This is a genomic window from Alteromonas sp. KUL42 (genome assembly GCF_006538325.1).
Taxonomy (GTDB): Bacteria; Pseudomonadota; Gammaproteobacteria; order Enterobacterales; family Alteromonadaceae; genus Alteromonas.
On the sequence record NZ_BJKK01000001.1, the window covers coordinates 501,071 to 515,121 of the forward strand.

Sequence of the window (14,051 nt, forward strand, 5' to 3'; positions counted from 1 at the left end):
TCCACAATGGATAGCTTCGATGGGCGCAAAAACATGATGAGATTGAGTGAAAAGTCGTTTCTAGTATCGCTAAAAGAAAAGTTAGAACTGGATCATGGTGGCCATTCCCCGCTTTTATCTATGGAAGGATTAAGAGGTATTGCTGTTTTTTTGGTGTTTTTAGTGCATTACAGTACGCTAATTGAACCCTGGGTAGCTGGGGGGGCAACATTTTTATCAAGCTTAATTCACGGCTTGGGCAACATCGGTGTTGATTTGTTTTTTGTGCTAAGTGGCTACTTGATATACGGAACAATTATCAACAAAGAGAAGTTTAATGCATTCACTTACGCTAGACGTAGGCTGCAAAGAATTTATCCAACTTTTTTAGTTGTACTGATTGTTTACTTAATAGCGTCATTTCTATTTCCAAGTGAAAGTAAGCTGCCAAATGATTTTGGACCGATGCTTATCTACATTATTCAGAACGCGCTTTTACTACCAGGGTTGTTTGATATTAAACCCATTATTACGGTTGCTTGGTCTTTAAGTTATGAAGTTTTTTATTACATTACTATCCCTGTTTTAGTTTCGCTATTAAGACTCAAGACGTGGCGAGTTAATCAACGTATTTTTTTATGGATCGCGGTAACAGTGTTTGGTGCTTTTTTATGGAAATATACTGGAGGGCCAATTCGATTACTCATGTTTGTCTCAGGTATACTACTTTTCGAGCTGCATAAAAATAAGCAACTGTTACTACAAAGGGGAGGAACACGATTGTTTTTTTTGGCTCTTGGTATTGTTGGATTACAGACAATCTATGAGTTCAGTTTTTTATTTATGCTGATGTCTGTGTATGTACTATTTTTGGCAATGTGCCTATGTGCGTTCAATCCTAAATCAACAATGTTCAACTGGCTTACCATTTCGTCACTAAGGTGGCTAGGCAATATGAGTTACTCATACTATTTGTTACATGGGATTACGCTTAAATGTGCTTTTTTAGTACTGGGAATGCTATTGCCAATACACTTTAGCAGCAATAGTATTTACTATTGGCTTTGGATACCAATGTTCATTGCGACTTTGTTCACATCTTTCACTTTATATATTCTTATAGAAAGGCCACTATCATTAGACGCTAAAAATAAGTAAATATTTTTTTGATACCTTTCAGTTATTAGTTTATTGGAATGCACAAAACTAGAGCGTGTCATACTTTTAATTTAAACCTTCGCGACATTTTAACAGTCTGCCCAGAAAGTAATTCTATTGTCCCATCACCACTTGCCGTTAAAGAAAGGTTGTTCACCAAGTTCACGTTTACCGCGTAAGAGCGATGAACCCGTTGAATAGGAAGGTGTGTATTTTTGTCTAAAAATGACTTAAAAGTGTCGCGCATAGGAAAAACTTGCTCATTAATGTGCAAATTTAAATAATTTCCTGACGCTTCAATCCATTCGATGTCATTCTTATTAACCAAGAATTCGCGCCCATGTTTTTTGATCAGCAACAAATCGTTTTGTTTACCTGCATTGTTTGCTGTGGGCTCGATATCGATAGCATTGTAATTGTTTTTCATTTTTTCTAACGATATATCAGTGGCATCCCCAAGCCATTGCGCAACAATATAGCGGTAACTCCAAATTAGTATGGTAAAGAAGACAAAAGACCAAACGTCTTTGCGTAACTCGTAAAGAAGTTCAAAAGCCCATTGCTCAAGTGTTGATGCAAATGTGTAATTACTTCCCAGTAGCCAATAAATGGACTCTCGCATAAAAATCATCAACCCAATGTGAATGAGAGAAAATGTAAACGCAAACAAGCTATAGAGGCTCACACTTCTGCTTGGTCGCTGCCAATTCCAAGGATATGCGTTTAGCATTCTAGCAAGCCATATTACTGCAACGAAACTACTCAGTGCGCTTGTATATTCCCAAACGAAAGGCTCCCAATGGGCATGAGACAGAGGAGGAGTTCGCATCGCTTCCATTATTTCAGTGGTTGCGTTAACTAGGGCGTTAATCATGAAAAAAGCCCCAAGCAAAGCAAGGGTAATCGCGGTTTGATGCTTTTGAAATTGAGTCTTGCTAAACATTCTCGTTACTACCAGTTATCACTATCTACTGCCATTTATCACAATTTATATGAATATCAACAAGATATCGAATATTTTGACCGCGTCTATAACTTTAATAAAACTTCATGGTACTTAACACTCAGTCACGCAAGGGAAAAGACATACAACATGATAGATAAATACAGTAGCTCCAATATCAATGAAAGCGCTTTGGAAAGAATTGTTGCGTTGGACTATTTAAGAGTAATCGCCATCGGTATTCTTTTCTTTTACCACCTTGGCATGATTTGGGTTCCTGATTGGGGGTTTCATTTTAAACAAGAAACGAATTGGTATTGGCTTCAACATACTATGATGTTGAGTTCTCCATGGAGAATGGGATTGTTGTGGTTTATCTCAGGCACATCACTTTATATGATGCAGCGTAAATATGGTTCGCTTTTTCTCATCACGCACAGAAGTAACGCCATTTTATTACCCTTGCTATTTGGAATGTTGTTTGTTGTGCCAGTTCAGTTGTATGTGGAAATGACACAAAGCAATGCCATAAATACATCTTTGGGCGACTTTTTCTATCAATTTCTGTTCGGGACTAATGACTATTTTGAGAATTTTGATGCTGGTGTGTGGCACCATATTGATGTTAACCATCTTTGGTTTTTGCGCTCTCTGTGGCGCTTTACACTTATACTGGTAATACTTCACTACCCAATAACCCTTGTAAGAAACCGCTTTAAACACTTCAATATAACGTGGTTAGTATTATTCGTTATCGCATCTTTGGGTACCATGTTTGTAGAGGATTCTGACCTTAGCCGAGATCTATACGGATTTGTGTGTTTGCTATTTGGCTTCTTGTTTGGTGCAAGTGTCCAGTTTTGGGAATGGGTTAAAAGGCACTTTTCTTGGATAATATTGTGTACGCTGGTTTTAATCTTCACTTATGAAGTAACCTATTACTTAATGCGTATTTATCCTCAAAATGATGCGTGGATGTTTACGACCGGTGCTTCCTATTACATAGCAAAAATCGTTAGCTTATTAGCCGTTATCGCTATTGCACAGCGTTTATTTGTTAAGCCTAGCGCTTTTGTTAGTAAAGCAAACAGCTACGTATTTCCGCTTTATATCCTTCATCAAAGCGTAATAGTTGGCGTAGCTTTTTATATATCAGGGCTTTCCCTTTCCAACGAGCTAACTGCGCTTGGGACGATGATTGTAAGTTTCATCATTTGTGCTGCGCTACTACTTGCTACGCGTAACAGTGCATTATTGGGTTTGGTTCTAGGTAAAAAGCCACCCCAGTCATCATGTTATAACAGTACTTCGGCAAAAGTGGTTATTGCAATAGTCACGTTACCACTCGCATTAAGGCTTGTTGGGTTGATATAAAGCGTTGAATTGTGGACGCCAAAAACAAAGCCATGGAAAGCGAGTGGAGACATAGGCTAGAAGAAAAGGTTAAAAGGAATTCTAGAAGGAAAAACTACAAGGAAAAGCTAGCTAGAAAATGAAAAAGAGTAGAGGTTATAGTAAATGAATAGGTGGTTGGTGTGAACAGAGTGAAAGAGGCGCTTACAGCGCCTCTTTCCGATAAGTCTATAACTTCTAATAAACTGCTATTGGAAGTTATTACTGTATATGCTTTTACTTTAGGTGTTTCACAAGGCCTTGTACAACCTTAACGCTACCTGCAACAATCTCACCTTTGTGAAGAGGATCATTTCCGCCTTTGAAATCGGTTACCAAGCCACCAGCTTCGCGAACAATTAGTTCACCTGCTGCAATATCCCAAGACTTAATCCCACGCTCCCAGTAACCGTCATGACGACCAGCCGCTACGTAAGCAAGGTCGAGTGCAGCACTGCCACCACGGCGAATATCACCTACTTCGTGGAAAATTTTATTTAAGCTTAATGCATACTCGCCAAACAACGATTTATTTTTGAATGGAAGGCCTGTTGCGATAATAGTTTCAGAAAGGTCACGTGGCTTAGAGGCTCGGATTCGGTATCCGTTCAACTGAGCACCTTGACCACGGCTTGCTGTGAAAAGCTCACTACGGATAGGGTCAAAGACAACAGCTTGGTCTAAACGGCCTTTGTGCAGTAATGCAATAGATACGGCAAAGTGTGGGATGCCTTTTACGAAATTGGTGGTGCCATCTAATGGGTCAATAATCCACTGATAATCAGTTTCTGTACCGAGTACTTCACCCATTTCTTCGCCAAGGAAGCAATGATTAGGATAAGACTGCTGAATTTTGGCAATAATTGCTTGTTCTGCTTCTTTGTCTACTTGAGTAACAAAGTCATTCAAGCCTTTTGACTCTGTTGCAACTTCATTGTGTTTTTCAAAACCACGAACAATAACTGTTCCAGCCGCACGCGCAGCGCGCACCGCAATATTCAGCATAGGATGCATAGATAAACCACCAATTGTAAAAGATCAATGAAACGACTAGTTGTACAAAAAATAACTAGTTGTTTGCGGAAACGGGCGGAGTCTACCAGAATCGTTTAAAGAAACCTAGAACAATCACGATAAAATGTGGTGGAAATTTGTGCTAATTAAACATGCTTAGTAGTTTTGCGTATATGCTTCAGGCACATGGCCTTACATGAGACGCTTGTGATAAACTACAGCGCTATCTTATATTATCAAATTTTCATGAACAAAGTGATCCCAGCACAGTGTTGTGCGAGTGGGTCTGTATTGTCATCTTCCCGATACAGATAACACATCAACTTCGTTCGCACCAAGGTACTACACCCATGCTAGAAAATATTCGCATTATTTTGGTTAATACATCTCATACCGGAAATATTGGTTCTACAGCGAGAGCAATGAAAACTATGGGCTTGAGTAACCTGTATTTGGTTGACCCTGTAAAAGAGCCTGACGGGCAAGCTAGTGCACTTGCTGCGGGCGCTGGTGATGTACTCGCTAATGCAAAGATAGTGAGTACTCTAGAAGAAGCAGTAAAAGATTGCGGATTGGTGGTGGGAACTTCAGCGCGCTCACGTACGCATTCTTGGCCTATGCTTGGACCGCGTGACTGCGGTGAAAAGTTAGTACAAGAAGTCGCTAACTACCCAGTAGCGTTAGTTTTTGGTCGAGAAAATAGCGGTCTGACAAATGAAGAGCTGCAGCAATGTCATTTCCACATGTGCATTCCAGCAAACCCTGAATACAGCTCATTAAATCTGGCAGCAGCGGTTCAAACTTTATGTTACGAAATTCGTATGGCTTACCTTAGCCGTGAAAGTTATCCGAGCATTGAAGAAGAATATCCGCTTAATGAAGATTTAGAACGTTTTTACGTTCATCTTGAATCAACACTTGAGCAGACTTCGTTTATTCGCAAAAGCCATCCAGGCGTGGTGATGACTAAATTACGCCGGTTATTTAATCGCGCTCGTCCTGAATCACAAGAGCTCAATATATTACGCGGTATTTTGGCCTCTATTGATAAGTCAGTTCAGCACAATATGTTGGGTGACAAGGAAATAGAGTCTGTTCAGGTTGAAGACACAGAGTAACAGTATGTTTAGCCGCATTAAAGATGACATTCAAGGTGTATTTCACCGAGATCCCGCCGCGCGCAATACCTTTGAGGTATTAACTAACTATCCCGGTTTACACGCTGTTTGGCTACATAGGGTAAGTCATCGGCTATGGAAAGCACAATGGAAATGGTTGGCGCGTTCATTATCTACATTTAATCGATGGCTAACCGGAATCGAAATTCATCCTGGTGCCACGCTTGGTAGAAGAGTGTTTATCGACCACGGAATGGGCGTGGTGATTGGCGAAACTGCGGAAATTGGTGACGATGTAACATTGTATCACGGTGTTACACTAGGCGGCACAAGTTGGAAAGCTGGAAAGCGTCACCCAACACTCAAAAGTGGAGCTGTAGTGGGGGCTGGCGCCAAGGTGCTAGGCCCAATTGTTATCGGTGAAAATGCCAAAGTAGGTTCAAATTCTGTGGTTGTGAAGGATATTCCTGATGGTGCTACAGCCGTTGGCATCCCTGGGCGTATTATCATTTCAAAGCAACAAGGAGCGTTGGCAAATATTTCTCCACAGCGTGACAAAATAGCCCAAAAGTATGGCTTTGATGCATATGCAGTAGCACCGGATAATCCAGACCCTGTTGCTAATGCTATGGGTATAATGCTTGAACACATGCATCAAATGGATACGAAAGTGGAAGAGATGTGCAAAGTCATTCAATCGCTAGGTGGTGATGTGTGTACTGATAATCTTCATAATATCAGCGTTGAGGATTTCGCAGATACCGGGATTGAGCTCGCCGATGCTCAAAAAAAGGAAAGTGCGCATACTTCATTTGATCCTTCTATTTAGTCACTGCTCAATAAATCTCGCATTATCTAAGAGGACAGTCTATAAAATGAGTTCATATTAGAGCGTGTTACATAGTCGCCGATAGTGGAAAGTGCTAGGTTTTATTTTCGTTATCTATATTTAGTCTACAAATTCGGCATAAGCCGATACATTTAAAAAGGATGTTTGCTATGTGTGAGTTTAATGGAAATATAGTATTTTGTAGCTGTAGTGAAAAAATTGATAAATCAAAAAGCTATTGGGAGCTATTTAGAATTCGCAAAGGGAAGATGCCACATTTTTTTAGCATTGGCGAATTTAATGCTCCGTACATTGTCGATATAAAGTACGAGGAGATTTTAAGTCAACTTAATCGCCCCAATGGCTGTTTCGATTTTGACTATTCGCCTGAATCGGGTGACTTTTTAGAAGTGCGTTGCCGGACCGCAAATATACATTTGATTACAGCGGTGCAATGAATTGTTGGGTAGTGAATGATAAATTTCTGGATATATTTTTGATGGAAACTTTCAAGGAAGGTTTATTTAAAACGAAGATTTCAAATGGATTTGCGTAAGCTGGTTATTTATCAGTAAATGAAACTACGCAGATAACGCCAACACGGTAACGGAAATTACATGAGCGTTGAACAAAATATCATAAGTGCAATAGACACCATTTTCAGCCATTGTCGGATAGAAGATGAAGATAAAGTCATTCTGGTGACTATTGCTGAGGAAGCGCAAAAACTGTCACCTAGTTCTAAACAAATACTTGTAGAACATCTCCTACATAGCACGCTTCCAAATGATAATGTCGTGCCGATGTACTTCTTTCTCTATGATTGCTTTAAAGACATACGTTTTTTGGAACGCGTAGTAGACTATTTACCCTCGAGATTGTCGCTACAAATGTTCTACGAGGTCTATCTTAATATAAGTAACCGATTATTTTCTTCTTCGGTGAAAAGTAAAAAAATAAGCACTGCCATCAGAAATTGGCATACAGATACCTCGGAAACACTCACGCGGTTTCTATCGAGTAGAGGACTTACCCCTAATGCATACCCGCTTGCACACCCAAAAAAAATAGCAATCCTTAGCCAGCAATTGCTTAACATGCGCCATTCGCCTACCAGAGAAGCATACAGTTTGGCGTTACATCTGAAAACATATCACGGCTGTCAGTGTTATGTGATTAACACCAATGCGATGAGTTTCAATGGCGTAAATAGCTTGGGTTTGATCCAACCCATTTTATTTAGGAGTAATGAGCAGCTCGACGGTGTTCAAACAATCCCCGTGAAGTATTTGCATTTTAATACGTCGTTAAATGTAGTTAGTTTTCCTACCGGTCCTATGACAACGCAAAAGGTGGCCAATATAGTCGATACCTTACATCAATTGGGGATAGAAGCCGTGATTTCTCATGGTGATAACTTAGTTGTAATGGAGGCGCTTTATCAAACGATGCCGTCATTGTTTGCCACTACAGGGGCAGTGGTTCCCAATAACCATTGTGATGCGTATTTTATACCTGAGCACCTCTTTGACGACTCGGCAAAGAAAGTTGCACAGTCCTATGGACATGATAATTTCATGATGGAGAGTATGTTAGTAACACCCGAAGGTATTGCTGAGCAACCTGCGTCACGAGAGGATTATGGACTTTTCCCTGAACAATTCGTCTACTTGATTGTAGGAACGCGTCTTCAATATGAGCTCAATCGTGAGTTTATCGAAGTATGTAAAACGCTTTTATGCAGTGATGGTCATACTCGTATAGTTTTCGCGGGTACGCCAGAGTTGGAGTTATCGTCGTTCTTTGATGAGCAGTTTATTACAGAAAATCGGGTTCAAAATATTGGTTTTCAGAATGATTTGCCTGCGATTTCGCGTATGTGTGACTGTTACTTAAACCCTCAAAGAACAGGGGGAGGAACCAGTTCACAAACTGCTATTATTAATGGCTTGCCTATCGTTACCAGAGATGAAGGGCATATTAGTGCTATAGTGCCAGAGCAGCGCCGTCACGCCAGTTGGGACGAGTACTTAACTTATGCTGTTGAATTACGTGAAAATCGCAAATTTTTAGACAGTGAGTGTGAAATGTTTAAACAACACTTCTTTTCACATCTTGATGCTAAAGGCCAAGTTAAGCGAATTTATGACATGTTGTGTACGATAAGCGATAATGCCCAGAAGTAGAAATTTTCAGTGAAGGTTAGAGGAGAGTTTTTTATAATAGATAATAGGTGTCAAAAATTCTTACATCTGAGCCAGCTGAGAGTTTTAACTATTTGAAAAATATGGCTAAATGGCTTGGTTTGATTATTGCTTGCTAATATACCATGCACAAATCTGCGCATGGTGATAAAATGAGCAGCCGTAGTACACTGAATGAGTGTAGAGAAGTGGAGTTAATAAAGTGTCTGATCGCGAATCAAAACAAATAGAAAAGCAGTTGTTAGTTAGAAGGGAATTCTTAACTAAATCAGCGGCTGCAGCTGTGGTGGTGGGTTCAATTCCTTCGCGCTCTGTATGGGCTAATGGAATCACTAATTCCATTGTTGCATCAGGACACGGCTCTGACTTTGCGGGAGGCAAAGATATAGAGCTGTTAAGCGGATGCTCCTTACTCACTCTTTTACAGGAAAATAAAAGCGCGTATTTAGACCAAAATTTCAGCCATATTTTTGGTGAAGGCCCTAATCAATTGTTTTCTAAAATCTTATCTTGCCATTGCTCTTGCCCCAAAAAAATAAGGCACGGTATCAGTAATGTAGTTTTCAAAGTCCAAGACGGTTCTGGATTCATAAGATTCAAGATAGACGAATATGGTGGTGATGTTAAAGATCCGAATGACCCTACTCGTTACATTAATTATCTAGAGTTTACGAAATTTCCTGGCTGTACTGTTGTAGACTATGTGATTAAAGCTGGACGGAAATATTACGACCCTATGGGGGAGGAAGTTTCGCCAGGCACTCATTCTTGGTATACAGGTTTTAGAGGTGGTGATATAGACGGTGAAATGGATGCCAGAAAGGCTATTTTGGGTTCTCCCACGACTTTTTCAGGCAGCTGTGAAGGTGATGAAGTCACAGTAGCGATGATAGCCATGTATCTAAATGCGGGATTTGATTATTATTTCCGAAATGGCACCGATGTAAGCGTTTGGGAAGGATCTCACGGCATTTACTATCCAATTTTAAGATCGTCAAGTGACTTCGGGAATTTCGTTAATAGTATTAAATCATCGAAACTTCAATTGGTTTCTATTCTTGAAACATACTCTAGCTCTAGTGGTTTAACGCAAAGCTGTTAGTGTGTAGTTTAATACTTTTGTTAGCTTTTCTACCTTGTAAGGGTAAAAAACTAAATATTGCTGAGGATATTGGAACTATTGAATCAGACAGAAAGTACGCTCATACATGAGTTTAGTGATGGAAGTGGCACCGTTTTATTTAATAGAGAAAGCGGTGCCGTTATCGGATTGCGTTGCTACAAAGAAGATCTATTAACGGGTAATAACCTAGATGCTTCACTGCTCAATCAACTGAAAAAACAAGGCTTTTTAGAAGCACAAGGCTCTTTAGAAGAGAACTAGGGAAGAAATTGCAGTCGTCTATTGATTTCGGCGCCATCAGTATTCACTTGGATTGCTCGGTGAATCTGGTCGCCAACAATATTAAAAAGCTTTATCCACATTATATTCTTGAGCAAAACAATTCACCAAATGATTATTACATTTCCGTAAAACACGGCAGCGGTATTCGCAAATACATCCGTCCACAAGTTGTTTTCGAGCATGATGGTGATGCCCCATTTAAGCCTGTTCCAGAGAATCACGCGTATGCATCATTCGAATGGGGTGTTAACTATGTGGTTTCAAATTTCGCACAAAATTACCTGTCTATCCACGCTGGTGTTGTGGCCAAAAATGATAAAGCAATTATATTTCCCGCGCCTCCTGGTTCGGGAAAAAGCACGTTAACTACGTATTTAATGGCACAAAAAGGCTGGCGATTATTATCTGATGAAATGTCGTTGTTGATGCCTGAAAGTCGTGAAGTCACGCCTTTGGTTAAACCGGTTTGTTTAAAAAACAACTCAATTGATCTTGCTCGTTCATGGTTTCCACAAACCAGCTTTTCAACTATCGCTACCGCAACGGTTAAAGGGAATGTTGCACATTTATCGCCACCTGAGAGTAGTTGGCAGCAACGTCATAGGCCTGCCTTGGCGACAGCAGTTATCTTTCCCCGTTACAGCCCTTCGAAGTCAATGGAAATTTATAAGCTTGATAAAAATCAGGCATTTATGATGTTAGCCGAAAATACTATAAACCTTACATTACAGTCACAACTAGGCTTTAATACATTAGTGGAGTTAATTGAAAACACACTTCAGTTTGAAGTCCATTACAGTGATGTTGAAGAGGTAAAAGACTTTATAGAGCAGGATTTGTTGTGACTAACAAACAATTTTCAGTAAAACAGTTGTCAACCTTGTTGACTGATGTTGAACAGGCGCAGCTCCTAAGTCTGGAAGATTGGGCAAAAGTGATAAGAGTATTTCGTCAGGAAGGTTTGTTGGCGCGTTTTGCTTTCCAACTGGATGATGCTGGTAAGTTAGAAGAGCTGCCAGATTATGCAAAAAAACATTTGATGAATGCTCTAAAAGTCGCAGATAGGCAAACGTCTTCTGTACATTTTGAAACGAAAGAAATTGCAGCATCGTTGTCTGGGAAAGACACTAAACTTTATATATTGAAAGGAGCCGCTTATTGCCTAGCGAATACCTCGGTTGCTAAAGGGCGTATTTTTTCAGATATTGATTTGTTAGTTTCGAAAAATGAGATTCAAGAAATTGAGTCTATTTTAAAGTTACATGGTTGGCTTTCTGAGGCTTTGTCTAAATACGATGAAGCTTATTTTAGGGAATGGGCGCATGAGGTGCCCCCAATGAAGCACGCTGGTCGTGGAACCGTTATAGATCTTCACCACAACCTATATCTGCCAATATCTGGTCGAGCGCCTGAAATCGAACTATTTCTGCGAGATGCTTATGAATTGAACGGGTTTTACATTCTACGTCCCGCTGCCATGACTTTGCATTCAATTATCCATCTCATGCTAAATGATGATTTATCTCATGGTTACCGAGATCTTAACGATTTACACTTGATGTTTACAGAGTTCAATCATCCCGACTACTGGCAGGACCTTTTTGAACTGGCTAAAAACTCTGGGTTCGTTGATGAATTATATTTAGCTTTTCGATATAGCAGACATTTTTTCGATACCAAAATTGGCACCAGTATCAGGGTTCAGTTTGATGTACTGCAAGCTAGAGGGCGTATATCCCAGTCAATTTTAGACAGGTTGTTTATTTCAGCTTTTTCCCCTAAACATATTTTAGTGAAAGGAAAACTCGCAGTCCTTGCTGAGTTACTTGTTATCACTAGAGCCCACTTTAAAAAGATGCCATTAAGAGTTTTGTCCTATCACACAGCTCACAAGCTTTATCGGTATGCAATGGAAACCTTATTGGGTAAAGCATTTTTTGAAAAAGAGCATCGGTAATTTAAACGCCATCTTACCTCTATGGCGTGTCTTCATTTTTTCACCACTCTGCACAAAATAGCTAACTGTCTAGAATAGCAATCACATAATACTTGACTAAATTACTGGGTTTTATACTTGACCATTTTAGTCGGGTATGTGAAAATTTCGCCATTATAAACGGCAGGAGATTTCAATGAAACTTACATCAAAAGGGCGCTATGCAGTTACCGCGATGCTTGATGTTGCTTTGCATTCCAAGCGTGGTCCAGTGCCTCTTGCCGACATATCAGAACGACAAGAAATATCCTTATCTTATTTAGAACAACTTTTTTCTCGACTGAGAAAAGAGCAACTAGTTGATAGTGTACGTGGCCCCGGCGGCGGTTATCTTTTAGGGCGCAACGCATGCGACATTGCTATCGGCGAAGTAATACGTGCTGTTGATGAGTCAATTGATGCAACCCGTTGCCAAGGGCAAGCTGATTGCCAAGGTGGTGATCGTTGTTTAACGCACAGTTTATGGCAGGACTTAAGCGATCGAATCTCGGTATTCTTAAATTCTATCACCCTCGGTGAGTTAATGGCGAAGCGAGATGTACAAGAAGTGGCAGGACGTCAAGACAGTTCAGCGTCGCTTCGCAACATCGCTAATGACATCGAAGTAAGTATTCAACTATAAATCGGCTGGTTTTTAATTCATGGCTTTATCAACACCCATTTATCTTGATTACGCAGCAACTACGCCGGTAGACCCTCGGGTTGCTGAGGCAATGGCGAAGTGTTTGACACTTGATGGAAATTTTGGAAACCCAGCGTCACGTAGCTATCGTTTTGGCTGGATGGCTGAAGAAGCCGTTGATGTTGCTCGAAACCAAATTAGTGATGCACTAAATTGCGACCCAAGAGAGGTTGTATTTACATCAGGTGCGACTGAGTCAAACAATTTGGCCATAAAAGGTGTAGCAGAAGGCTATGCTGAAAAAGGTAAGCATATTATTACCGTAAACACGGAGCACAAAGCCGTATTGGATACTTGTGCTTACCTTGAGAGCCAAGGGTTTGAAATAACCTATTTACCTGTTCAGCCTGATGGATTGATTGACATTAAACAACTCGTTGATGCCATACGTGAAGACACCATTTTAGTGTCGGTCATGCATGTGAATAACGAGCTTGGTGTTATTCAAGATATCAACGTCATCGGTGCGCTATGTCGTGAAAAAGGCGTTCTGTTTCATGTGGATGGTGCGCAAAGTGTAGGCAAAGTGGCAATTGATTTATCTAGCTTACCGATAGACTTACTTTCCATGTCAGCACACAAAATGTACGGCCCCAAAGGTATGGGGGCATTGTACGTACGTCGTCGTCCGAAAATTAATTTGGTTGCCCAAATTCATGGCGGTGGCCATGAACGAGGCATGCGCTCTGGCACATTAGCAACCCATCAAATTGTGGGTATGGGCGAAGCGATTACATTGGCGACAGCAAATTTAGAAGCGGAAAGTACTCGTATTTTCGAGCTAAGGGAAAGACTGTGGAATGGCTTGAAGCAGCTAGATGATGTTTACCTAAATGGTCATGCATCACAACGGGTTCCCGGTATTTTAAATGTTAGCTTTGCGGGAGTAGACGGCGAGAGCTTGATGATGGGCTTAAATGATATTGCCGTTTCATCGGGCTCTGCGTGCACTTCTGCCAGCCTTGAGCCGTCATATGTGCTAAAAGCCATTGGCAGAGACAATGTACTGGCTCACGCGGGCATTCGATTTAGTGTTGGTCGATTTACGACCCAAGATGACATTGATTACGTAATCAAAAAAGTGAGTGATGTGACCATGCGGTTACGTGACATTGTGAGTGCGTAGCATTATCAATAGCAAAAGCGCTCGCGCAAAGAGATTTAGTTAGCGATATTTATCGCTAAGCGGCTAGAAATAAACGTCTGAATATTTGAGTGAAATAGTCAGGTATTATATACTACCGCACCAAATTTTTAGGCTGCCTTCAATGTGCCTAACTGTTTGTACTGTGTTTACGCGCGCCTTACGTCGCGCATTGGCAAGTACTAAC

General features: G+C 40.6%; 13 protein-coding genes. 11 read left to right on the forward strand and 2 right to left on the reverse strand.

What is annotated here, in order from left to right:
• Positions 1–6: 6 nt before the first annotated feature.
• A complete protein-coding gene (locus EYR97_RS02130; RefSeq protein WP_131092185.1) occupies positions 7–1,137 on the forward strand; it encodes an acyltransferase in 1,131 nt (376 codons plus the stop codon).
• A 58-nt stretch (positions 1,138–1,195) separates the two neighbouring features.
• Here the strand turns inward: EYR97_RS02130 and EYR97_RS02135 are convergent, their stop codons facing one another.
• Positions 1,196–2,011: a LytTR family DNA-binding domain-containing protein gene (locus EYR97_RS02135; RefSeq protein WP_242634845.1), complete on the reverse strand. Its 816-nt coding sequence runs from the start codon at positions 2,009–2,011 to the stop codon at positions 1,196–1,198.
• 39 nt (positions 2,012–2,050) lie between these two features.
• On the opposite strand from EYR97_RS02135, the gene EYR97_RS02140 reads away from it, so the two are divergent.
• Positions 2,051–3,454 (forward strand): acyltransferase, encoded by a 1,404-nt coding sequence (locus EYR97_RS02140; RefSeq protein WP_242634846.1) that lies wholly within the window; start codon positions 2,051–2,053, stop codon positions 3,452–3,454.
• Between the two features lie 255 nt (positions 3,455–3,709).
• Here the strand turns inward: EYR97_RS02140 and suhB are convergent, their stop codons facing one another.
• On the reverse strand, positions 3,710–4,486 hold the full coding sequence (gene suhB, locus EYR97_RS02145; RefSeq protein ID WP_131092187.1) for an inositol-1-monophosphatase: 777 nt from the start codon (positions 4,484–4,486) through the stop codon (positions 3,710–3,712).
• Between the two features lie 350 nt (positions 4,487–4,836).
• Between suhB and trmJ the strand changes: the two genes are divergently transcribed.
• From trmJ to EYR97_RS02190, 9 genes are all read left to right on the forward strand, one after another.
• The gene (gene trmJ / locus EYR97_RS02150) at positions 4,837–5,604 is read left to right on the forward strand and encodes a tRNA (cytosine(32)/uridine(32)-2'-O)-methyltransferase TrmJ (RefSeq protein WP_131092188.1); all 768 of its coding nucleotides are present in this window, start codon (positions 4,837–4,839) and stop codon (positions 5,602–5,604) included.
• Positions 5,605–5,608: 4 nt separating this feature from the next.
• Positions 5,609–6,433: a serine O-acetyltransferase gene (gene cysE / locus EYR97_RS02155; RefSeq protein ID WP_131092189.1), complete on the forward strand. Its 825-nt coding sequence runs from the start codon at positions 5,609–5,611 to the stop codon at positions 6,431–6,433.
• Positions 6,434–7,050: 617 nt separating this feature from the next.
• Complete coding sequence (locus EYR97_RS02160; RefSeq protein ID WP_131092190.1) at positions 7,051–8,619, forward strand: hypothetical protein; 1,569 nt, start codon at positions 7,051–7,053, stop codon at positions 8,617–8,619.
• Positions 8,620–8,839: 220 nt separating this feature from the next.
• Positions 8,840–9,739, forward strand: coding sequence for a hypothetical protein (locus EYR97_RS02165; RefSeq protein WP_131092191.1), 900 nt, complete (start codon positions 8,840–8,842; stop codon positions 9,737–9,739).
• Positions 9,740–9,817: 78 nt separating this feature from the next.
• Positions 9,818–10,021: a hypothetical protein gene (locus tag EYR97_RS02170; protein WP_131092192.1), complete on the forward strand. Its 204-nt coding sequence runs from the start codon at positions 9,818–9,820 to the stop codon at positions 10,019–10,021.
• 8 nt (positions 10,022–10,029) lie between these two features.
• On the forward strand, positions 10,030–10,887 hold the full coding sequence (locus EYR97_RS02175) for an HprK-related kinase A (protein ID WP_242634847.1): 858 nt from the start codon (positions 10,030–10,032) through the stop codon (positions 10,885–10,887).
• Positions 10,884–11,999: a nucleotidyltransferase family protein gene (locus EYR97_RS02180; protein ID WP_131092193.1), complete on the forward strand. Its 1,116-nt coding sequence runs from the start codon at positions 10,884–10,886 to the stop codon at positions 11,997–11,999. Before EYR97_RS02175 ends, EYR97_RS02180 begins: the two co-directional genes overlap by 4 nt.
• Before the next feature lie 175 nt (positions 12,000–12,174).
• Positions 12,175–12,660 carry a Fe-S cluster assembly transcriptional regulator IscR gene (gene iscR, locus EYR97_RS02185; protein WP_131092194.1) on the forward strand — a complete coding sequence of 162 codons (486 nt, stop codon included), beginning with the start codon at positions 12,175–12,177 and terminating at the stop codon, positions 12,658–12,660.
• 19 nt (positions 12,661–12,679) lie between these two features.
• Positions 12,680–13,846, forward strand: coding sequence for an IscS subfamily cysteine desulfurase (locus tag EYR97_RS02190; RefSeq protein ID WP_131092195.1), 1,167 nt, complete (start codon positions 12,680–12,682; stop codon positions 13,844–13,846).
• The last annotated feature ends 205 nt before the right edge of the window (positions 13,847–14,051 follow it).

Coding starts and splice junctions, on each gene's coding strand:
- EYR97_RS02140 (WP_242634846.1), top strand. CDS start 2,051: ATGCTTTTGAAATTGAGTCTTGCTAAACATTCTCGTTACTACCAGTTA.
- suhB (WP_131092187.1), bottom strand. CDS start 4,486: ATGCATCCTATGCTGAATATTGCGGTGCGCGCTGCGCGTGCGGCTGGA.
- iscR (WP_131092194.1), top strand. CDS start 12,175: ATGAAACTTACATCAAAAGGGCGCTATGCAGTTACCGCGATGCTTGAT.
- EYR97_RS02160 (WP_131092190.1), top strand. CDS start 7,051: ATGAGCGTTGAACAAAATATCATAAGTGCAATAGACACCATTTTCAGC.
- EYR97_RS02135 (WP_242634845.1), bottom strand. CDS start 2,011: ATGATTAACGCCCTAGTTAACGCAACCACTGAAATAATGGAAGCGATG.
- cysE (WP_131092189.1), top strand. CDS start 5,609: ATGTTTAGCCGCATTAAAGATGACATTCAAGGTGTATTTCACCGAGAT.
- EYR97_RS02190 (WP_131092195.1), top strand. CDS start 12,680: ATGGCTTTATCAACACCCATTTATCTTGATTACGCAGCAACTACGCCG.
- trmJ (WP_131092188.1), top strand. CDS start 4,837: ATGCTAGAAAATATTCGCATTATTTTGGTTAATACATCTCATACCGGA.
- EYR97_RS02130 (WP_131092185.1), top strand. CDS start 7: ATGGATAGCTTCGATGGGCGCAAAAACATGATGAGATTGAGTGAAAAG.